The organism is Pseudohongiella sp., from assembly GCF_011050365.1.
GTDB lineage: Bacteria > Pseudomonadota > Gammaproteobacteria > Pseudomonadales > Pseudohongiellaceae > Pseudohongiella.
Map to the genome: position 1 here is coordinate 87,749 of NZ_DRFV01000011.1, position 19,910 is coordinate 107,658.

16 protein-coding genes, 1 tRNA gene and 1 pseudogene are annotated in these 19,910 nt (G+C 57.4%); 12 read left to right on the forward strand and 6 right to left on the reverse strand.

The window, feature by feature from the left end; translation table 11 throughout:
• The first annotated feature begins 78 nt into the window (after positions 1-78).
• The 3 genes from ENH71_RS10005 to ENH71_RS10015 are packed head-to-tail and all read left to right on the forward strand — an operon-like array spanning position 79 to position 3,791.
• Positions 79-1,581: a mannose-1-phosphate guanylyltransferase/mannose-6-phosphate isomerase gene (locus tag ENH71_RS10005; RefSeq protein WP_294135167.1), complete on the forward strand. Its 1,503-nt coding sequence runs from the start codon at positions 79-81 to the stop codon at positions 1,579-1,581.
• A 15-nt stretch (positions 1,582-1,596) separates the two neighbouring features.
• Positions 1,597-2,424 (forward strand): UTP--glucose-1-phosphate uridylyltransferase GalU, encoded by an 828-nt coding sequence (gene galU / locus ENH71_RS10010; protein ID WP_294135164.1) that lies wholly within the window; start codon positions 1,597-1,599, stop codon positions 2,422-2,424.
• Between the two features lie 20 nt (positions 2,425-2,444).
• Positions 2,445-3,791 (forward strand): phosphohexomutase domain-containing protein, encoded by a 1,347-nt coding sequence (locus ENH71_RS10015; protein WP_294135161.1) that lies wholly within the window; start codon positions 2,445-2,447, stop codon positions 3,789-3,791.
• Here the strand turns inward: ENH71_RS10015 and ENH71_RS10020 are convergent.
• From ENH71_RS10020 to pgi, 4 genes and pseudogenes are all read right to left on the reverse strand, one after another.
• Positions 3,778-4,269 carry a GNAT family N-acetyltransferase gene (locus tag ENH71_RS10020; protein ID WP_294135159.1) on the reverse strand — a complete coding sequence of 164 codons (492 nt, stop codon included), beginning with the start codon at positions 4,267-4,269 and terminating at the stop codon, positions 3,778-3,780. The genes ENH71_RS10015 and ENH71_RS10020 overlap by 14 nt on opposite strands.
• Entirely contained in the window at positions 4,269-5,204 is a 936-nt protein-coding gene (rimK, locus tag ENH71_RS10025; protein ID WP_317622404.1) for a 30S ribosomal protein S6--L-glutamate ligase, read from the reverse strand. The genes ENH71_RS10020 and rimK overlap by 1 nt, the downstream gene beginning before the upstream one ends.
• An 84-nt stretch (positions 5,205-5,288) precedes the next feature.
• A pseudogene (locus ENH71_RS16080) lies at positions 5,289-5,705 on the reverse strand (retropepsin-like aspartic endopeptidase); the annotation flags it as partial.
• Positions 5,702-7,366, reverse strand: a complete 1,665-nt coding sequence (gene pgi / locus ENH71_RS10030) for a glucose-6-phosphate isomerase (protein ID WP_294135155.1) — start codon at positions 7,364-7,366, stop codon at positions 5,702-5,704. The pseudogene ENH71_RS16080 and the gene pgi, both read right to left, overlap by 4 nt.
• Before the next feature lie 184 nt (positions 7,367-7,550).
• Here pgi and ENH71_RS10035 point away from each other — a divergent pair.
• From ENH71_RS10035 to ENH71_RS10045, 3 genes are all read left to right on the forward strand, one after another.
• Positions 7,551-7,628: transfer RNA gene (locus tag ENH71_RS10035), tRNA-Thr, on the forward strand.
• Positions 7,629-7,662: 34 nt separating this feature from the next.
• On the forward strand, positions 7,663-8,055 hold the full coding sequence (locus ENH71_RS10040; protein WP_294135153.1) for an acyl-CoA thioesterase: 393 nt from the start codon (positions 7,663-7,665) through the stop codon (positions 8,053-8,055).
• 323 nt (positions 8,056-8,378) lie between these two features.
• Complete coding sequence (locus ENH71_RS10045; RefSeq protein ID WP_294135150.1) at positions 8,379-11,324, forward strand: TonB-dependent receptor plug domain-containing protein; 2,946 nt, start codon at positions 8,379-8,381, stop codon at positions 11,322-11,324.
• Positions 11,325-11,437: 113 nt separating this feature from the next.
• Here ENH71_RS10045 and cobB read toward each other — a convergent pair whose 3' ends face one another.
• Entirely contained in the window at positions 11,438-12,187 is a 750-nt protein-coding gene (cobB, locus tag ENH71_RS10050) for a Sir2 family NAD+-dependent deacetylase (RefSeq protein ID WP_294135147.1), read from the reverse strand.
• Between the two features lie 106 nt (positions 12,188-12,293).
• Here cobB and bcp point away from each other — a divergent pair, with 106 nt between their 5' ends.
• Genes bcp through ENH71_RS10070 form a run of 4 tightly spaced genes read left to right on the forward strand, consistent with a single transcriptional unit; the run spans position 12,294 to position 15,610 of the window.
• A complete protein-coding gene (bcp, locus tag ENH71_RS10055; protein WP_294135144.1) occupies positions 12,294-12,767 on the forward strand; it encodes a thioredoxin-dependent thiol peroxidase in 474 nt (157 codons plus the stop codon).
• Positions 12,764-13,576 carry an alpha/beta fold hydrolase gene (locus tag ENH71_RS10060; protein WP_294135141.1) on the forward strand — a complete coding sequence of 271 codons (813 nt, stop codon included), beginning with the start codon at positions 12,764-12,766 and terminating at the stop codon, positions 13,574-13,576. Before bcp ends, ENH71_RS10060 begins: the two co-directional genes overlap by 4 nt.
• Positions 13,573-14,346, forward strand: a complete 774-nt coding sequence (locus tag ENH71_RS10065; RefSeq protein ID WP_294135137.1) for a pyridoxine 5'-phosphate synthase — start codon at positions 13,573-13,575, stop codon at positions 14,344-14,346. The genes ENH71_RS10060 and ENH71_RS10065 overlap by 4 nt, the downstream gene beginning before the upstream one ends.
• Complete coding sequence (locus ENH71_RS10070) at positions 14,318-15,610, forward strand: MFS transporter (protein WP_294135134.1); 1,293 nt, start codon at positions 14,318-14,320, stop codon at positions 15,608-15,610. The genes ENH71_RS10065 and ENH71_RS10070 overlap by 29 nt, the downstream gene beginning before the upstream one ends.
• On the opposite strand, the gene ENH71_RS10075 is transcribed toward ENH71_RS10070, so the two are convergent.
• Entirely contained in the window at positions 15,588-16,208 is a 621-nt protein-coding gene (locus ENH71_RS10075; protein WP_317622403.1) for an arylesterase, read from the reverse strand. The two genes, ENH71_RS10070 and ENH71_RS10075, sit on opposite strands and share 23 nt — an antisense overlap.
• Positions 16,209-16,524: 316 nt before the next feature.
• On the opposite strand from ENH71_RS10075, the gene ENH71_RS10080 reads away from it, so the two are divergent.
• On the forward strand, positions 16,525-17,241 hold the full coding sequence (locus ENH71_RS10080; RefSeq protein WP_294135124.1) for an ABC transporter ATP-binding protein: 717 nt from the start codon (positions 16,525-16,527) through the stop codon (positions 17,239-17,241).
• Positions 17,234-19,867, forward strand: a complete 2,634-nt coding sequence (locus ENH71_RS10085; protein WP_294135121.1) for an ABC transporter permease — start codon at positions 17,234-17,236, stop codon at positions 19,865-19,867. Before ENH71_RS10080 ends, ENH71_RS10085 begins: the two co-directional genes overlap by 8 nt.
• Positions 19,868-19,910: the final 43 nt, after the last annotated feature.

Consider the following 19,910-nt stretch of genomic DNA (forward strand, 5'->3'; position numbering starts at 1 on the left):
TGTTGCAATGTTGTGACGGACAGGCGAAAGCGATGTATCTGGGTTAGACTTGCAGCCCTGCATTTCGAAGGAAACGATATGATTATCCCGGTAATTCTGGCTGGTGGCGTTGGATCTCGCCTGTGGCCACTGTCGCGCCAACTCAATCCCAAGCAGTTTATTTCGTTCGCTGAGTCGTCGGCAGGCATCGACAGCCCGACGCTGTTTCAGGCGACACTATCACGGCTTGCCGGCATTGATGGCCTGGCCGCGCCGATCGTGATCTGTAATGAAGAGCATCGCTTTCTGGTGGCTGAACAATTGCGGGTGCTGGATATCCGCAATGCCAGCATCCTGCTCGAACCCGAGGGGCGTAACACGGCGCCGGCGGTGACCCTGGCCAGCATTCTGGCTGCCCGCCATATTGCCCAGCAGGCCGCCCCTGATGCGGCGGAACCGGTGCTGCTGGTGTTACCTGCCGATCACATCATTGGTGATCCGGCGATTTTCCGACGTTGCGTAACGGCAGGCGTCAGGCAGGCACTGGCGGGGCGTCTGGTCACCTTTGGCATTGAGGCGACGTATCCCGAAACCGGCTACGGTTATGTCAAGCGCGATACTTCCGGTCCGCAGCAAGCAGGCGAGAATCTGTCGCCGGCAGGAGCGGCCGAAGCCTTTGCGGTAGCACGGTTTGTGGAGAAGCCTGATGCGAAGACCGCTGCCGGCTACCTCGCTGATGGCTCCTACTACTGGAATAGCGGCATGTTCATGTTTACCGCAACCCGGTGGTTACAGGAGCTGTCACGCCTGCAGCCGGACATGGTGTCAGTTTGTCAGGCTGCCTGCCGGCAGCCGCAACAGGACGGCGATTTTGTCAGGGTGGCTGCCGATATCTTTGCGACATGTCCGTCCGACTCGATCGATTACGCTGTGATGGAAAAAACCGCCGACGCCGTGGTCATTCCGATGGCCGCTGCGTGGAGCGATATGGGGGCATGGAGTGCGCTGTGGGATGTCAGTGAGCACAGGACCGACAACAATAACGTGGTCATTGGCGATGTGCACTGTGTTGACGTCAGGGACAGTTATATTCGCGCCGGTTCCAGGCTGGTGGCTGCGGTTGGCATTGAAAATGCAGTCATCGTGGAAACCGCTGACGCTGTGCTGGTGGCGAACAAGGATCAGGTGCAGAACGTCAAACAGGTTGTGCAGTGGCTGGAGCAGCAGAATCGCACCGAGGCAGTCAGCCATACTCTGGTGTACCGGCCCTGGGGGTCTTACGAAAGTCTGGCTCATGGGCCGGGCTTTCAGGTCAAGCACATCAGGGTCCGGCCAGGCGCGGCGCTGTCTTTGCAAATGCACCATCATAGGGCAGAGCACTGGGTGGTGATCAGCGGGGAGGCAACCGTCACCTGTGACGAGCGGATCTTCACGCTGACCGCCAACCAGTCAACTTTTTTACCGCTGGGTTGTAAACACCGGTTGCAGAATAAAAGTGATGAATGGATAGAGTTGATTGAAGTTCAGACCGGCGACTATCTGGGCGAAGACGATATTGTCAGATTTGAGGATGTGTACGGTCGCGTACCGGCCACCAAGTAAAGGAGTGTGCAAGTAATGATCAAAAAATGTCTGTTTCCGGCGGCTGGCTACGGTACCCGCTTTTTGCCAGTCACCAAGGCCATGCCCAAGGAAATGTTGCCATTGGTGAATAAACCCCTGATTCAGTATGGTGTTGAAGAGGCGCTGGCGGCAGGCATGGCCGGCATCGCCATTGTCACCGGCCGTGGCAAGCGTGCAATCGAAGACCACTTTGATATCAGCTTCGAACTGGAAACCCAGATCGCTGGCACGTCGAAGGAAAGTGCCCTCAACGAAGTCCGTCATATCATGAAAGAATGCACATTCTCCTACACCCGTCAGGTGCAGATGAAAGGCCTGGGGCACGCCATTCTCACTGGCGAAACCCTGATAGGCAATGAGCCTTTTGGTGTGGTGCTGGCGGACGATTACTGCGTCACTGAAGGTGACGGCGTGCTGTCGCAGATGGTGGCGCTGTATGAGAAATATAATTGCAGCATCGTGGCGATTGAAGAGGTGCCCCGCGAGGAAACCTACAAATACGGGGTGATTGATGGCGAAGAAGTCGAACCTGGCGTGTTTCGCATCAGCCAGATGGTGGAGAAACCGGATCCCGCTGATGCGCCGTCCAACCTCGCCATTATCGGGCGTTACATTCTGACGCCGGACATCTTTGATGTTCTGCGCACAACGCCGCCAGGGCGCAACGGGGAGCTGCAGATTACCGACGCGCTGATGATGCAGGCCCAGCAGGGCAAGGTGCTGGGTTACCGGTTCAAGGGGCGTCGATTCGATTGCGGTAGCGTGGAAGGGTTTGTGGAAGCGACCAACTACAACTATCAGAACATTTATACACGCCGCTGACACGCCGGCCGGGACTTGCCATGGACATTACCTGTTTTAAAGCGTACGACATCCGGGGCCGGGTGCCTGATCAGCTGAATGCGGACATCGCCTATCGCATCGGCCGCGCCTATGCCGACTACCTGCAGCCCAAAGACGTGGTCGTAGGCCATGATATTCGTCTGAGCAGTCGCGAGCTTTGTGATGCACTGACGCGTGGGCTGACAGAAGGCGGTGTTGATGTCATTGATATCGGCCAGTGTGGTACCGAAGAGATCTATTTTGCCACCTCGTACCTGAAAACATCAGGTGGCATTGTGGTTACCGCGAGTCACAACCCGATGGACTATAACGGCATGAAGCTGGTTCGCGAGGGGTCGCGGCCGATCAGTGGCGACACCGGTCTGCACGACATCAAGCGGCTGGCGGAAGCCGGTGATTTTTCCACGCCTGGTAAAACCGGGTCGCTGCGCCAGCAGGACACGCGCGCGGCGTATATCGCGCACCTGCTGACCTATATTGATGTGTCAGCGCTGAAACCATTACGCCTGGTGATCAACGCCGGCAATGGCGGCGCGGGGCCGGTGGCCGACGAACTGGCCAGCCACCTGCCGTTTGAGTTTGTGCGTGTTCACCATGAACCCGATGGACACTTTCCCAACGGTGTTCCCAATCCCCTGTTGGAGGAAAACCGTGCGCCGACCATTGCGGCGATCAAAGCCAACAACGCGGACCTGGGTATTGCCTGGGATGGTGATTTTGACCGTTGCTTCTTTTTTGACGAGCGTGGCGACTTTGTCGAAGGTTACTATATCGTTGGCCTGCTGGCACAAAGCTTTCTGGAGCGCGAAGCCGGCGCCAGCATTATTCATGACCCACGGCTGACCTGGAATACGATCGAAATATGTGAGCAGCTTGGCGGCAAGGCCGTGCAGTGTAAAACCGGGCATGCCTTTATCAAAGAGCGTATGCGGCTGGAAGATGCGATCTACGGCGGCGAGATGAGTGCCCATCACTATTTCCGTGATTTTGCCTATTGCGACAGTGGCATGATTCCCTGGTTGCTGGTATGCGAATTGATCTCACGTAAGGGTAAGCCGTTATCGCAGCTGGTTGCCGAGCGCATGGCGGCATTCCCAGCCAGCGGCGAAATCAATCGCACGGTCGATGATGCCGCTGCCTTGCTGGCGGAGGTGGAAAAAAAGTATGCACCGCTGGCGCAGGCCATCGACCATACCGATGGTCTGAGCATGAGCTTTGCCGACTGGCGTTTCAATATGCGCATGTCCAACACGGAACCGGTGGTGCGTCTGAACGTGGAGTCACGCCGGGATACGGCCTTGATGAAAACCAGAACCGCCGAGTTGCTGGCGCTTATGCAGCCCTGATCATGCGGTAACGAATATCATCCTGGGTTTCGATAACAAACCCCAGATGATGATAAAAGTGATACGCAGGATTGATTTTCAGCACGCTGAGGCGAACGGGCAGGTTGCGCTCGTTCGCCTGCAGCATCACGTCAGCAATGATGGCGGAGCCATAACCCTGGCGTTGCCACGCCGGATCGATCAGCAGCATCTCCAGATAAAGATGATCAGCTTTCTGCTTCAGGTGGTAACCACCGATGTCTACGCGACGCTGGCCGGATGTGGCACCGGTGCCGGCTGTGTCAATGCTGGCAATTGTAAAGCTGGAGGCTGGCAGGTTGGCAAAAAAGCTGTGTTCCTGAAACAGCTCATTCCAGCCCCAGGTGCGGGTTATATATGACTGCATGCCGGTCTTGAAAATCCGGTATGCCCAGTCCATTTCCCGGGGCCGGGCTTTGCGGTAGCTCAGCCCGGGTTGTGTGTGCCCGGCAGCAGTCATTATGTCGGGTTCGCTGATGCATCACCGGTGCCGATCGGGGTCGCCAGGCGACGTTTCCAGCCCATCTGTTTTTCGATGGCGCTGATCAGTGCGCCGGCCAGATCCTTGCCACAAACATCTTCCATGTCATCCAGTGATGGCGAGCTGCTGACTTCCAGTAATAGCGGACCTTTGCGGGCACGGATAATATCAACGCCGGCGACTCGCAGGCCCATGCTTTTGGCTGCCTTGATGGCAATGCGACGTTCCTCGGCACTGATGCGGGCGGCAATGATGCTGGTGCCGTGCTGTTTGCTGCTACGGAATTGCCCCGGCAGCGCCTGTCGTTCAACCGCGCACACCACCTTGTTGTCGACTACCAGCAAGCGCAAAGACTTGCCTTCTGCTTCTTTGATGTACTCCTGTACCAACAGGTTCGCCTGCAGCGACCTGAACGCATTGATAAGGCTTTCCGCTGTCGTTTTCGACTCGGCCAGCACCACCCCGCGTCGCTGCGGACCTTCCAGTAATTTAACGATCAGTGGCGCACCATTGACCATGTCGATCAGGTCATCGGAGTCCAGCGGGCTGTCAGCAAAACCGGTGGTAGGAATGGGCAACCCCTGTTGTAGCAGATGTTGCAGTGAGTGCAGCTTGTCGCGGGAGTGACTGATGGCCGCAGCGCTGTTCAGCGAGTATATGCCCAGGTTCTCGAACTGGCGTACCAGCGCACAGCCGTAAAATGTGAGATCCGGCCTGATTCTGGGAATAACGGCGTCCAGACCGTTCAGCAATCGACCGCCGCGATAATGGATCTCCGGGTGTTCGGCGTCGAGCTTGATGTAGCATTGTCGCACATCATAAAAGCGAATCCGGTGCCCGCGCTCCTCGCCTGCCTCCATGATGCGCTGGTTGCTGGGCAGGTCAGGGTTGCTGGCCAGCAGGCCAATACTCAGGCCCGAGGTTTCCCGCGTGTGCTCCTGATACAGGGTTTCAATCTGTTTGTTCTTGATATCACCGCCCAGGAATCCGGCGGCCGGGTCGACCAGAATGCGTCCGTTCATGGCTTCGCGGCCCAGCAGCATCCGGTAGCCCATGGAGTCGCGGTTGGTCAGCGTCAGCTCGATGTCCCACTGCTGGTCGCGGTGCTGCAGGCTGGTGCGCACGACGTAGCGTTTTTCGCCGATGCCACTGGAGCTTTTGATCACGCGTTTGTCGATGACTTCGGCTTCGCAGCGAATAATGGTGCGTCGGTTTTTTTGCAGCGGGTGTACTTCAAAACTGACCCAGGAACTGCCGGCCCGCTTGAACGGCCGGATATTGAAGGCGTGCAGGGACGATGTTTTGGCACCGGAGTCGACACGGGCTTTGACCGCCGGTATACCCAGGGTGGGCAGGGCGCACCACTCCTCGCTGCCGACAATGAGTTTATCTGTATTGCTGTCCTGCGTGTTCATGATGTGCTCCCGGCCTGTTGCAGGCAATGACTGATCAATGCCTGGCTTGATGGATCCAGCCCGCGTGTTGTGGCCTGATCGCCGCTCAGCGCGGCAAACGCCGGCGTGCTGAGTTGCTTGCCTATTTCTACACCCCACTGGTCAAAGGCATTGATGTTCCAGATGACACTTTGCACGAAGACCTTGTGTTCATACAAGGCAATGAGGCTGCCCAGATTAAAAGCGCTCAGTTCCGTGAGTAACAGCGTTGTACTGGGGCGGTTGCCGGGGGCCGCCTTGTGCGCGGCCAGTGTCCCGGCAAGTGACGGGTCCATATCTGCTGCGAGCATTTCGTCTTGCGCCTGTTGCCGCGATTTGCCTTCCATCAGGGCGCGGCTTTGACTGAAGCAGTTGGCCAGCAGATGTTGATGCTGTTTTGCATTGCCGGACACAGTCGGGCGCGCGACAGCGATAAAATCGGCCGGGACAAATTCTGTGCCCTGATGCAAAAGCTGGTGGAATGAGTGCTGGCCATTGGTGCCGGCGCTGCCCCAGATCACCGGTCCGGCACTGAACTCAAGGTCCCGCCCGCCACGATCGACGGACTTGCCCAGGCTTTCCATCTCCAGTTGCTGCAAAAAACAGGGTAACAGTTCCAGGTCTTGCGCATAGGGCAGTACCGCGTGACTGCCGGCGCCCCAGAAGTTGCGGTACCAGACCGCAAGCAATCCCATCAATACCGGTACATTGGCTGCCAGCGGCGCGGACGCAAAATGCTGGTCCACCAGCGCCGCGCCGGCCAGAAATCGACGGAATTGTGCCATGCCGACTGCGAGGGCGATGGGCAAACCGATGGCAGACCACAGGGAGAACCGGCCCCCGACCCAGTCCCACATCGGGAATATCTGGCTATCCCTGATGCCGAATTCGACGGCGGCGGTTTTGTTTGCAGTGACCGCAACAAAATGCCTGTGTAGTTCGGCCTCGGCTTGTTGCGGGTTGTGGGCGGCCGCGATAAACCACTGACGTGCCTGCCTGGCATTCTGCATGGTTTCCAGCGTGGTAAACGATTTTGAGGCCACGACAAACAGTGTGGTCTCCGGTCGCAGCAGCGCCAGACACCTGTGCAAATGTGCCGGATCGACATTGGACACGAAGTGGCAACGAACACTGCCCTGATGTTGCGCGCGCAGGGCGCAGGTCGCCATGGCAGGGCCCAGGTCTGAGCCGCCGATGCCAATGTTCACCACGTCACGAACAGTGTCTCCTGCGTAACCTTGCCAGGTGCCGGTGTGAACCGCGCTGACCAGCGACTCCATCTGCGCCAGCGCCGCGTCTACGTCGTTTTTAATGTCGGGCCGGGCGGGCACATCCAGGCCGCGCAGTGCCATGTGCAGGGCGGGACGTTGCTCGGTGTTGTTGAGTGGTGCGCCACTGAAAAGTTCGTCAATGGCCCGGGGCAGGTTGAGGGTGTCGGCTAACTGTATCAGCGACGCCAGGGTTTGCGTTGTCACCAGATGTTTGGAAAAATCAGCCCGGATATTGCCGCAATCAAAACTCAGTGATGCGCAGCGCTGCGGATCCTGCGCAAACAACCCGGTGATTCGGGTTCCCGATGCGACCAGTTTGGCCTGATGAGTCTGGAGCTGACGCCATACTTCCGTTTCGTGAGCCCTTGCCATCTACTGTCTGCCATGATTGCGTGTAAATCAGTAAGTTATCTTATAATCTTCGGGGGTTCAATTGCTCCTTGGCGCTGTCGGCGGGGTTTTGTGAAAAAAAAGTTGCCGAACGATTTTTTCACTGCTAGTATGCGCGGCCTGAAAGTGTTGACCAAATGTCTTCGGTTACACACTTTTTGATGACGCCGACATAGCTCAGCTGTGGTAGAGCAACTGACTTGTAATCAGTAGGTCCCGGGTTCGACTCCTGGTGTCGGCACCACTTTAAACGAGTGGCATTTCCTGGCGGAACTTCTATGTCCCTGTTCAAACATCGCATGACGGTTCGCGATTACGAATGCGACATGCAGGGAGTAGTCAACAACGCCGTCTATCAGAATTACCTTGAACACGCCCGCCACGAATTCCTCAAGTCCCGCGATCTCGATTTTGCCCGGCTTACTGCCGACGGCATCATTGTGGTTGTGGTGCGTGCGGAAATCGATTTTCTGCGCTCGCTGCGCAGCGGAGATGCGTTCGACGTCAGTGTGGCGCCGGTCATGGATTCCCGCATCCGGCTGGCCTTCAATCAGACCATAGTTCACGCCGACTCCGGCGAACAGATGCTGCGCGCACGCATCATCACCACCGCTGTCAATGCGCGGGGACGGCCCTATCTGCCGGCTGCTCTGCAGGTACTGCTGGGCTGACCCGGCGTCACTGAATTATTCCACTGCTGCTTTTCACCAGGTTCCTGCGTCGCCTTGCTGGCGCCGGCAGATGGCGTGCCCGAACAGGGCATATTCAGACTTTGACAGCGAAAATGTGAATTTGTTCATGTTATTCATGTTTTCTGGCGATAAGTATATTCCAATGTGCCCGTCTCTGTGGTAAAAATGCGCCGTACTGTGATGTTACAAAATGTAATTGTAGTGTCACGTTTAAAAATAAATGTCTACTACTTCGAGGAAATGTCGTCAAATTCGAGCCATTTGGATATGACGCAGGCCTCGAAATCAAAGGTGAGTAACTGATGATAAAAAATACCAAACTAAGTCGCGCCATTAAGTTGGCCATGCTGTCGGGTGCCTATACCGTCGGGTTGGGTGCCTTCTCCGCGGCACAGGCTCAGGATGCTGGTGCCGAGATCGAAGAAGTGGTTGTGACCGGTTCGCGGATCACCAGCCCGAACCTGACTCTGTCCAGCCCGGTAGCATCTGTCGATGCCGAAACAATCGAGCTGCGCCAGGTCAACGTTGTTGAGGAATTCCTGCGGGAAATTCCAGGTGTTGTCCCCAGCATTGGCGCCTCGGTGAACAATGGTAACGGCGGTTCTACGTTCATCGACCTGCGTGGTCTGGGCAGCAACCGTAACATCACGCTGCTGAACGGCACCCGTGTCGTGCCGGCTGACCTCCAGGGCCGCACAAACCTCGACATCATCCCGGTGGCCCTGCTTGAGCGCGTTGACGTACTGACCGGCGGCGCTGGTACTGCTTACGGTGCCGACGCTATTTCCGGTGTTATCAACTTCCGCACCCGCACTGACTTTGAAGGCCTGGACATCCGTGTTTCTCAGTCCGATACGTTTGAGGGCGGCGGCGAGTCCAACCGTTTCGACGTAACTCTGGGTGGTAACTTTGACGACAACCGTGGTAATGCCGTTATCAGCATGGGTTACACGGATCGTACTGCACTGACTCAGGGCGAGCGTGACTACAGCGTAGAGAATATCTCCTCAATCAGCGGTAACGCCGGCGGTTCATCTACATCTATACCGACCCGTTTCACTCTGCCGGGTGCAGCGCCTGCTGATATCCGTGCCGTGGTCCCCGGTTACACCAGCGGCTTCCTGCAATCGTCTCCGGACGGTTCAAGGCTTGAGCCGTATTACCAGGATTTCAACTTCAACCCCTTCAACCTGTTCCAGCTGCCGCTGGAGCAGCATCGTGCCTACGGCAGCGCGAACTACCAGCTGACTGATGACGTTGAGTGGTATTCTGAAGCACTGTTTGTGCAAAGCACGAACATCACCAATCTCGCCCCTTCAGGCAGTTTCGGTTTCTCTGCAATGACGCCGCTGTCTAATCCCTTTATTCCGGATGCGACCCGTGGTCAGCTATGTGGCGCGTTTCAGATTGACGCGGCTGCATGTACTGCCGCTGCTGGCGCAACCGACCCAAGTGATCCTGCTTACCAGGAAGTGAATGTCAACTACGCGCGTCGTTTCCTTGAGCTGGGTCCTCGTACCAATGAACGCAAAACCACTGCATGGCAGTTCAAGACCGGCGCCCGCGGTGACCTCACTGACACCTTGTCATGGGATCTGTTCTACGCCACTGGCCAGTCTGATCTGCGCCAGCAACAGGGTGGTAACGGTACCCGTTCACGTCTGACTCAGGCAGTTCGGGCCACTAACCCGAATACCTGTCTGGATACATCCGGCGGTTGTGTGCCCATTGACCTCTGGGGTCCGCTGGGCAGCATTACATCGGAAGTTGGTGAGTTCCTTGATGTGGGCAACGGTGGTTCGGAATTCACCGAGCTGGACCAGTTCCAGGCCTTTGTCAGCGGCGACCTGCCATGGTCCTTGCCTACCGTTGATGCGCCTATCTCTGGTGTTGTTGGTTACGAGCAGCGCGACTACACTGCCGGCCTGACCAACGATCTGCTGACGCAGACTCCTGGTGAAGTGTTGGGTAACGGCGCTGCCGCACCTAATACCTTCGGTACCTATGACGTGTCCGAATTCTTCTTCGAAGCCAACGTTCCGGTCTTGCAGAACATGGCACTGGTCGAAGAACTGACCCTTCAGCTTGGCTTCCGTTCTTCTGACTACTCGACTACGGGTGTGGAAGATACCTGGAAAATCGGTGGCACCTGGTCGCCAACGGAAGACCTTCAGTTCCGTGGTAATTTCCAGCGCGTTACTCGCGCACCCAACATCAGCGAGTTGTTCGACCCGGCCGTAACCGGCCTGGATAACTTCTCTTCTGATCCTTGCGCAGGTGCTGCGCCTGAAGGCAATGCTCAGCTGTTGGCCGTTTGTCTGGCGCAGGGCGCACCGACGAACACTATCGGCGGTATCGTAGTTGACCCAGCTGGTCAGGTGAACGTCACCACGGGTGGTAACCCGAATCTGGAAGCTGAAGATGCCGAAACCTGGACGATCGGTGCGATCTGGCAGCCATCCATGGTTCCCGGTTTGTCATTGACGCTGGATTACTACAGCATCCTGGTTGAAGACGCGATTACTGACCCGACTCCGGATGACGTATTCTCGGCCTGTTTCGGACCCAACTTTGCTACTGGTAGCATTGCTCTGTCGGGCGCTTCGGCTTCAGATCCGGCATGTACTGGTATCCGTCGTAACCCGGAAACCGGCAACCTGTTCGGCAACGTTGCAACGACTGCCGGTCTGCCACTGGTACTGAGTAACCAGGGCACACTGGAAACTTCCGGTATTGACGCGACTGCCAGCTACACGTTTGACCTCGGTGGTATTGGTTCGCTGAGCTACAACGGCAGCCTTAACTGGACTGAGCAGTCCCTGTTCCAGGCCAGCCCGAATGGCCTGAATCGTGAGTGCACCGGCTTCTACAGCGGCAACTGTGCGTCACCGCAGCCTGACTTCATGGCGAATCAGCGTGCCACGCTGCAGACAAATGTGCTGGACCGCGATGTCGATGTGTCACTGCTGTGGAGATACCTGTCGGAGATGGAAGTTGAGCCAGGTTCTGGCACGTATCAGCCGCAGTTCCGCTCTATGGACGCGGCTAACTACTTTGACCTGACAGTACGTGGCAGCGTCACTGAAGAGTTCGAGTTCACGTTGGGCATCCTGAACCTGGCTGACCGCGAGCCTGACGTTGTAGGCTCCAACATTGGTGCAACTGCCTACAATACAGGTAACGTGTACCCGTCTACCTACGATCCATTGGGTCGTCGTTACTCCCTGACCTTGCGTTACAGCATGTAATGGGATCAAGCCGGGTTTGACCCGGCTTGAAGACAAAAAAAGGCGAACTCAGGTTCGCCTTTTTTTTGTCTCATCGAAAACCAACCGCATCAACACCGCCAACAACTGCTGGTTCAGTTTGCGGAGCTGAGCAGCCGCTCGACATAGTCAGGGACCACGGTGCTGGCCGGGCCGCAGATGTGTTCGTCAAAGTCCGCGTTGGTAGATTCCAGGTTTAGCTCGACGGTATGTGCGCCATGCTCGCGGGCAAGTTCAAAAAAACCGGCAGCAGGATAGACGTTGCCCGATGTGCCAATGGCGATAAACAGATCGCATTGTGTCAGGGCTTTGGTAATCTTTGCCATGGACAGGGGGATTTCCCCAAACCACACCACATCAGGACGAAGATTGCCGGGTTCACGGCAGCAGCGGCAACAGGTGTCGAGCATCAGGTCTTCGCGTATGTCAAAGCTCAGTCCGCTTTGCTCGCAGCGCATTTTAAGCAGCTCGCCGTGCATGTGCACCAGTGCCCGACTGCCGGCACGTTCATGCAGGTTGTCTATATTCTGGGTAATCAGCAGGAAATCATGCCCGGGCAAATCGATGACGCTGTGTTCCAGCCGCGCCAGCGCGGTGTGGGCCGGGTTGGGCCGGATTGACGCGTTCAGCAACAAGCGCCGACGATCGTTGTAGAATTGATGCACCGCAACCGGATTGGCTGCAAAACCCTCCGGGGTGGCGACGTCCTCAACTTTGTGATCTTCCCACAGGCCATCGCTGGCCCTGAATGTCCGGATACCGGATTCGGCGGAAATACCTGCGCCGGTTAAAACCACTATTCGCCTGGCTGCTACCATATCAGTGTGATGCCTGTCCTGTTGCATGAGTGCGGCGCCTATTATGGACTGTTAATCGGCCTGGCCTCAAGGCAGGGGATGAAGCCGGGTGGCGGTGGCGTTATAATGCCGACAACCCCAAAGGAGCAACCTTATGTCCATTCCTGCTGTCGGTAAGCCGGCGCCCGCATTCAGCTTGCAGAATCAGGACGCAGAAACTGTGTCACTGGCTGATTTCAAAGGCAAAAAAAATGTCATTCTGTATTTTTATCCCAAGGCCATGACGCCCGGTTGCACGGTGCAGGCCTGTGGCCTGCGCGATAGCGCGGCCGAACTGGCTGACCTCGATACCGTGGTGCTGGGCGTGAGCCCCGACCCGGTCAACAGGCTGCAAAAGTTCATTGACAAGGAGTCGCTGAATTTCACTTTGTTGTCCGACGAAGACCACGCCGTTGCCGATAAATACGGTGCCTGGGGTCTGAAAAAATTCATGGGCCGTGAGTATGATGGCATTTTGCGTCAGACCTACATCATCGACAAGGACGGTAACCTGCGGCAGGTGATGGACAAGGTCAAAACCAAGACGCATCATGATGATGTGCTGGGCTGGATCAAGGATCATCTGTGAAACTGAATTTCAGACAATATGGCGACAGCGGCGAGCCGTTGCTGATTCTGCATGGGTTACTGGGCAGTCTGAACAACTGGGCCTGGCACAGCCGGAAGCTGGCCGAACACTTTACGGTGTATGGGCTTGATCTGCGCAACCACGGCGCTTCGCCACATGATGACGCCATGTCATACGCCCTGATGGCGCAGGATGTGGTCGAGTTTATGGATGACCACAACCTCAGGGCGGTTCATGTGCTGGGGCACTCAATGGGTGGCAAAGTCGCCATGCAGCTGGCCATGGATCATCCCGAGCGGGTAAAACGTCTTGTGGTCGCCGACATTGCACCGGTGCAGTACGGTGGTGAGCGTGGTGAACACGATGAAATTTTTGAAGGTCTTTGTGCCCTGGATATTGACACGCTGACCAGCCGGACAGAAGCCGGCAAACAATTGGCGCCATGGGTTGAAGACGAGGTGGTCAGACAGTTCCTGCTGAGCAATCTGGCACGCGATGATGACGGTGGCTACAGCTGGCGCATCAACCTGCCGGTGTTGCGTGACAGTTATCCGGCGATGCGCGACAAACCTTCGGGAGAGGGCGTGTTTGACGGAGACGTGCTTTTTATCCGCGGTGATCTGTCGGACTACATCACTGAGTCGCATCGGGAAGAGACGCTGCGGCACTTCCCGAAGGCGAGCATCAAGACGCTGATGCAAGCCGGTCACTGGTTGCACGCAGAGAAACCCGAGTCCTTCAACCGATTGGTGCTCGACTTCCTTTCTGATTCAGACTCTCATTCTGACAACAAACAGGCTGACTCATGACTGTCCTTAGTGTCAACGTAAACAAGATTGCCCTGTTACGTAATTCACGTGGCACCAATTATCCCGACCTGTTGTATTTTGTGCGCAAGATCATTGGCCACGGTGTCAAAGGCATTACCGTGCACCCGCGACCCGATGAGCGGCATATTACCCGGCAGGATGCGCACGATATTGCCGGGCTGTTGCGGAAGTATCCGGATGTTGAGTTTAATATTGAAGGTTACCCGTCGGCAGATTTCATGGCCCTGATTGAGGCTCTGCGACCGGCCCAGTGCACGCTGGTGCCTGACGAACCGGGTCAGTTGACTTCCGATCATGGCTGGCAAATTGCACAAAGCCGCAACCTGCTGGACGAGGTATTGCCCCAGCTTCGCCAGTGGGGGGTGCGCAGCAGCCTGTTTCTGGATCCGGAGCCTGCGGCGGCGGAGCTGGCCGCCGGGGTGGGTGCAGACCGTATCGAGCTTTACACCGAACACTTTGCACGAACATTTGCGGCCGGTGACGGCCAGCAGACACAGTCGGTGTTGACCCGCTATCTGGCCACCGCCGACCGGGCCGTGGCAGGTGGACTCGGTGTCAACGCCGGTCACGATCTGAATCTGCAAAACCTGGCCCTGTTTCTGTCCGGCGGGCAGGTGCAGGAAGTTTCCATCGGTCATGCCCTGATCGTTGAGTCGCTGGAGTTGGGCATGGATGAGGTGTTGCGCCGTTACCAGGCGATCTGTGGGGCGCCGCAGGCTGATGCGGGTGACGCCAACCGTGGCGCGTAACGGCCCGGTATTCTACGGCTACTGGATCATCCTTGCCGCGTTTGTCACCCAGTTTGTCGCGGTGGGTTTGCAGAATTACATCATTGGTCCGTTTACCATCCCGATGACGGAAACTTTTGACTGGACCCGTGCCGAATTTACCTCGGCACGCTCGATTGGCCAGATGGTCGCTGCCGTCACCGGCTTTTTCATCGGCGCCGGTGTCGACAAGTACGGCGGCCGTCCGTTTATTCTGGTCGGCGCAGTTATCCTCTCGATTTCTGTATTCCTGCTGGGCAGTGTGCAGACGCTGAGCCAGTGGGTGCTGGTCAATGGCATCATACTGACCATTGGTGCTGCCATGATCGGCAACCTGGTGGTCAACGTGACACTGGGCAAATGGTTTGTCGAACGCCGCGGGCGTGCCGTTGCCCTGGCTGCCATGGGTGTGTCACTGAGTGGCGTGTTGTTGCCGGTGTTGACCACCTGGCTGGTGGATACCTTCGGCTGGCGCCAGGCCTGGCATGTGCTGGGTATCGGAGCCGCAGTGCTGGTGCTTCCGGCCGCTCTGGTTATCCGGCGCAGTCCGGAAGACTACGCCATGAACCCGGACGGCCGCACCGCCGATGAGATGGCATCAGAGATGGGAGACAAGGCACGACTTGACTTCGCCAGCTCAATGACCCGGCGCCAGGCGATGCGTACCGGGCGCTTTTATGCCCTGGTGGTGGCCTTTGGGCTGTTCCAGATTTCCATTACCGTGATGTTATTGCAGACGGTGCCGTTCATGACCGATGCCGGGTATTCCAGGATTGTGGCGGCCTCCATGATTTCAATTAGCTCGATACCTTCCTTCATCAGCAAGCCTTTCTGGGGCATCTTCATTGACCGCTACAGTGCCAGGCCGCTGGCGGCCATTGGCGCCGGCATTACCGGTTTTGCCCTGATCATCATTGTGCTGGCAGTACAGGCGCAAAACGATTTTCTGGTATACGCCGCGTTTCTGATCATGGGTATCGGCTGGGGTGGCCTGATTCCGTTGCAGGAAGTGATCTGGGCGACCTTTTTCGGGCGGCGCTACCTCGGGTCGGTACGTGCCACGGCAATGCCTTTTACCTTTGCCATGACAGCCCTGGGGCCGGTGATGGCGGCAGCGTATTATGACCGGTTCGGCAATTACGATAATGCGTTTCTGTTGATGGCGTTCTGTAATCTGGGGGCGGCAGCGATGCTGATGCTGATTTCAGACCAGCGGCCGGTGATCAAGGTCGATCCGTTGCCGTGAGCACACCCTGCAAGACCGGCCACACAGTGTCCACAATCATGGGTTGCGCTGCAGCCGTCGGATGAATGCCGTCGTCCTGCATCAGTGCCGGGTTGTCGGCGATGCCCTCAAGCAGAAACGGGATCAGCACCAGGCCATATTCGTCAGCGAGTTCCTGGTATTGCGCATAAAACGGCGCGGTGTAACGCGGGCCATAATTGGGCGGAATCTGGATGCCCGCCAGAATGACTCGTGCTCCGGCCTGCTGACTCATCTGTATCATGCGTTCGAGGTTCTGGCGGATACTGGTCACTGGTAGTCCGCGCAAACCATCATTGCCGCCCAGTTCCAGCATCACGATGTCCGGCTGGTGGGCGTCCAGCATGGCCGGCAGTCGGGCCAGACCACCGGCGGTGGTTTCGCCGCTGACACTGCCGTTGACCACTTGCAGGGCCGTGGACTCCTCGCGTAATTGTTGTTGCAGCAATGCCACCCAGCCATCACGCTCGTCCATGCGATAGGCGGCACTCAGGCTGTCGCCGAAAACCAGCAACACGCCATCATCGCTTTCCGCACTGGTGCTGGCGCAAAAACCGGCAGCCAGCAAAAACACGCACAGCACAGCCGAGCGCAAGGCACTAAAATAGCGGACCTGAGGTCCGGGTGCAGGTAATCGGGTTGTCAGCGCTTTAACAGTCATAACTCGGTACAATCTTGGTTTTGGTTAATCCGCTAGCGGTACAATGGTGGTTTTGGGCGACAGGCGGTCTTTGTGCCGCGCCAATACAGGTTAAAGTACTGTTAATACGTCGCGGATTCAATCCCGGTCCAGTGGCATGACCGTGAAATGAACCGTTTTCCGGCGCGCGAGCGTATCATTTGTCAGCCTGCCAGCGATTGTCTGGCACCGCATTTACTCAGAGGCGATGGTCTGTATGACAGCAATGATTGAAGCCAGGCACCTGTCCAAGCAGGTGGCAACCAGTGAAGGCCAGTTGGTCATTCTGAAAGATATTTCGCTGAGCATTGACGCCGCCGAGGCGGTGGCCATTGTTGGCGTGTCCGGCTCCGGTAAATCGACTCTGCTGGGCCTGATGGCCGGCCTGGATAGCGCCAGTGGCGGTGATATGCTGCTTGACGGACAAAACCTGAGCACCATGGATGAAGAGGAACGGGCCCAGCTGCGCGGCCGCTCTGTCGGGTTTGTGTTTCAGTCCTTTCAATTACTGCCCAGCCTGACGGCGCTGGAAAACGTGATGCTGCCCATCGAGTTGAAAAACGATCGTGACGCCCGTCAGAAGGCGGCCAATTTGTTACAACGGGTAGGGCTCGAGTCGCGCCTGCAGCACTATCCCAATCAGTTGTCAGGCGGTGAGCAGCAGCGGGTAGCGATTGCACGCGCATTCGCGTCGCAGGCAAAAATCCTGTTTGCCGATGAACCGACCGGAAATCTTGATGCTGCCACCGGTGCCCGGGTCATTGATCTGTTGTTCTCGCTGAATGCCGAATTCGGCACTACGCTGGTGCTGGTCACGCACGATGATCGTCTGGCACAGCGCTGTGGCCGCATGGTGCGGCTGGTTGCCGGCGAGATCACCGAGGATGTCAGTGTCGACGTCGCCGCGAATGTCGGGGATGCGGCGCATGTCTGAGTCTGCACAGACGGTCTCGGCGTCAGCCACAACCTTGATGCGGGTGGCCCTGCGCCTGTTATGGCGCGACTGGCGCGGCGGTGAGTTGCGCCTGTTATTGCTGGCCATGGTCATGGCCGTTACCTCGGTCAGCGGTATTGCCCTGTTTACCGATCGCCTGGAGCGGGCGCTGGTGCAGGAATCTGCCACCATGCTCGCCGCCGATCGTGTTCTCAGTGGTCGTCAGCAGCCGCCCCGCGAATGGTTGCAGGAAGCAGCACAGCGGGGCCTGGCGACGGCCGAGGTACAGGCATTCGCCTCCATGGTGTTCTCCGATCAGGGGAATTTGCTGGTCGCAGCCAAGGCCGTCAGTGAGGCTTATCCACTGCGCGGTGAGCTGCGCGTATCGGATCAGCCGTTCGGCGCCGCCTATACCGATAACGACGGCCCGGCCCGGGGTGAAGTCTGGGTCGAGTCGCGGGTACTGCCGGGGCTCGGCATTGATGTTGGCGATACCCTGTATGTGGGTGATGGCGAGTTCGTGGTCAGTCGCGTACTGGTGCAGGAACCGGACCGGCAGCAGGGCGGCATGATGGATAATGCCGGGCCCCGGGTGTTGATGCACCTGGATGATGTGCCGGTGACCAATATCATTCAGCCAGGCAGCCGGGTGAGCTATCGTTATCTGTTTGCCGGTGAGCTCGCCGCGCTGGATGTGTATGCCGACTGGGTTCGTGAGCAGTCGGACGGTGATTTCCGGCTGCGCGATGTGCGCGACGAAAGTCAGGAAGTAAGTGAAGCGCTGGCGCGCGGCGAGAGCTTTCTGCTGCTGGGCAGTCTGTTTGCGGTGTTGCTGGCCGGTATCGCGATTGCCCTGACGGCGCGGCGCTACAGTGAACGACATTTTGATTACGCCGCCATCATGAAAACCCTGGGCTGTACCTCCAACCAGATATCCGCAATTTATTTTGGCATCCTGTTATCGCTGTTGATCATTGCTGTCGTGGTAGGTTCGTTATTGGGCTGGCTGGTACACGAAGGCATACTGATCCTGTTGCAGACGGTGATTCCCATTGCCTTGCCGGCAGCATCCCTGACGCCATTCTGGCTGGGCGCGCTGACCGCGTTCATCTGTCTGTTTGCGTTTGCCATGCCGCCGCTGCTGGCGCTGAAACACACCTCGCCGCTGCGCGTGCTGCGCAAGGACCTCGTCGATGCCCCGCTGAGCACCGCGCTGCCCTATGTGTTTGGTATCGCCGGCGCTCTGGTGCTGATTGTCTGGTACAGCCAGGACCTGTTGATCAGCGTGATCCTGGTCGGCGCGGTAGCGGGCGTCGCACTGCTATTAAGTGCCATGTCATATCTATTATTGCGCACCGGGTCTGCGGCCGGTATGCGCGCCGGTAGTGCCTGGATGCTGGCCATGTCGGCCGTGCGCCGCCGGCGAAGACAAAGCGTGTTGCAGGTGCTGGTGTTTTCACTGACCATCATGTCATTGCTGATTCTGGCGCTGCTGCGCACCGATCTGATCAATGACTGGCAGGCACAGCTGCCCGAGGACACGCCCAATCACTTCATGATGAATATCAGCGATAGTCAGGTTGCGGGTATGCAGACGTTTCTGCAGGAGAACGAAGTCGACGCCAATCCGTTTTATCCCATGGTGTCGGCCGGCCTGTTGACCGTTAACGGCGCACCGGCGCCGCATCCCTGGGACGATGATGACGATGAGCAGGGCCGCTCCACAATGACCGAACGCTCGGGTGACAACGACCGCGATGCTGACGCTGACCGGCAGGACACGGAAGCTGGCGGCGCGGACGCGACTGACAGACCGCAGCGCGTGGAGAACCGTCAGGTTACCTGGACGGCACAATTGCCACCGGACAATGAAGTTGTTGCCGGCAGCTGGTGGGCAGAGCAGAGCATTCCCGGTCGGGTGTCCGTGGAACGCGACTATGCCGAGCGCATTGATGTGAACCTGGGTGACGAGCTGGTGTTCCGGGTCAATGAGCAGGAAGTGACTGCCATTGTCGATAATATGCGCACAGTGCGCTGGGACAATATGCAGCCCAACTTCTTTTTTATCTTTTCACCGGGCACACTGGATCATCTGGGAGCAACTTACCTGTCGACGTTGTTGCTGGAGGGCCAGGAAAAGCTGCTGCTAAACGACCTGTTGCGCCAGTTCCCCACGATTGTGGTGCTGGAGGTTGATGCCCTTATCGAGCAGATTCAGAGTATCATTGCCCAGGTCAGCTCCGCGATTGAGTTGATCGCCGGCCTGGTATTGATCGCCGGTGCGCTGGTTCTGTTGTCCTGTGTCAACGCGACACTGGATGAACGTTTCCGTGAGAATGCCATCCTGCGAACGCTGGGAGCGGGGCGTAAGCTGATCATGACTTCATTGTTGATCGAGTTCGCCTTTATCGGTCTGTTGGCCGGTGTCATTGCCACTGTGGGGGCGGAGCTCAGCCTGTATTATTTGCAGTCGGAGGTCTTCCAGCAGGAGTTCGCGTTGCACTATTGGGTGTGGATTGCCGGTCCTTTGGCAGGTACAGTCATTATTGCCGGGCTGGGGTTTGCGGCAACCCGCAAAGTCGTCAATAGCAGCCCGTTGGCAGTGCTCAGGCAATTGTCAGCTTGACGCCGGCCACAGTGCCGGGCCCGGCACACAGCGGCCGGCGGCC

Bases quoted from the DNA above. Each gene is read 5' to 3' on its own strand.
- ENH71_RS10005 (WP_294135167.1), top strand. From the start codon at position 79: ATGATTATCCCGGTAATTCTGGCTGGTGGCGTTGGATCTCGCCTGTGG.
- ENH71_RS10020 (WP_294135159.1), bottom strand. From the start codon at position 4,269: ATGACTGCTGCCGGGCACACACAACCCGGGCTGAGCTACCGCAAAGCC.
- cobB (WP_294135147.1), bottom strand. From the start codon at position 12,187: ATGCAACAGGACAGGCATCACACTGATATGGTAGCAGCCAGGCGAATA.
- ENH71_RS10085 (WP_294135121.1), top strand. From the start codon at position 17,234: ATGTCTGAGTCTGCACAGACGGTCTCGGCGTCAGCCACAACCTTGATG.
- ENH71_RS10040 (WP_294135153.1), top strand. From the start codon at position 7,663: ATGTCCCTGTTCAAACATCGCATGACGGTTCGCGATTACGAATGCGAC.
- bcp (WP_294135144.1), top strand. From the start codon at position 12,294: ATGTCCATTCCTGCTGTCGGTAAGCCGGCGCCCGCATTCAGCTTGCAG.
- ENH71_RS10080 (WP_294135124.1), top strand. From the start codon at position 16,525: ATGACAGCAATGATTGAAGCCAGGCACCTGTCCAAGCAGGTGGCAACC.
- ENH71_RS10065 (WP_294135137.1), top strand. From the start codon at position 13,573: ATGACTGTCCTTAGTGTCAACGTAAACAAGATTGCCCTGTTACGTAAT.
- galU (WP_294135164.1), top strand. From the start codon at position 1,597: ATGATCAAAAAATGTCTGTTTCCGGCGGCTGGCTACGGTACCCGCTTT.
- ENH71_RS10045 (WP_294135150.1), top strand. From the start codon at position 8,379: ATGATAAAAAATACCAAACTAAGTCGCGCCATTAAGTTGGCCATGCTG.
- ENH71_RS10070 (WP_294135134.1), top strand. From the start codon at position 14,318: ATGCGGGTGACGCCAACCGTGGCGCGTAACGGCCCGGTATTCTACGGC.
- pgi (WP_294135155.1), bottom strand. From the start codon at position 7,366: ATGGCAAGGGCTCACGAAACGGAAGTATGGCGTCAGCTCCAGACTCAT.
- ENH71_RS10015 (WP_294135161.1), top strand. From the start codon at position 2,445: ATGGACATTACCTGTTTTAAAGCGTACGACATCCGGGGCCGGGTGCCT.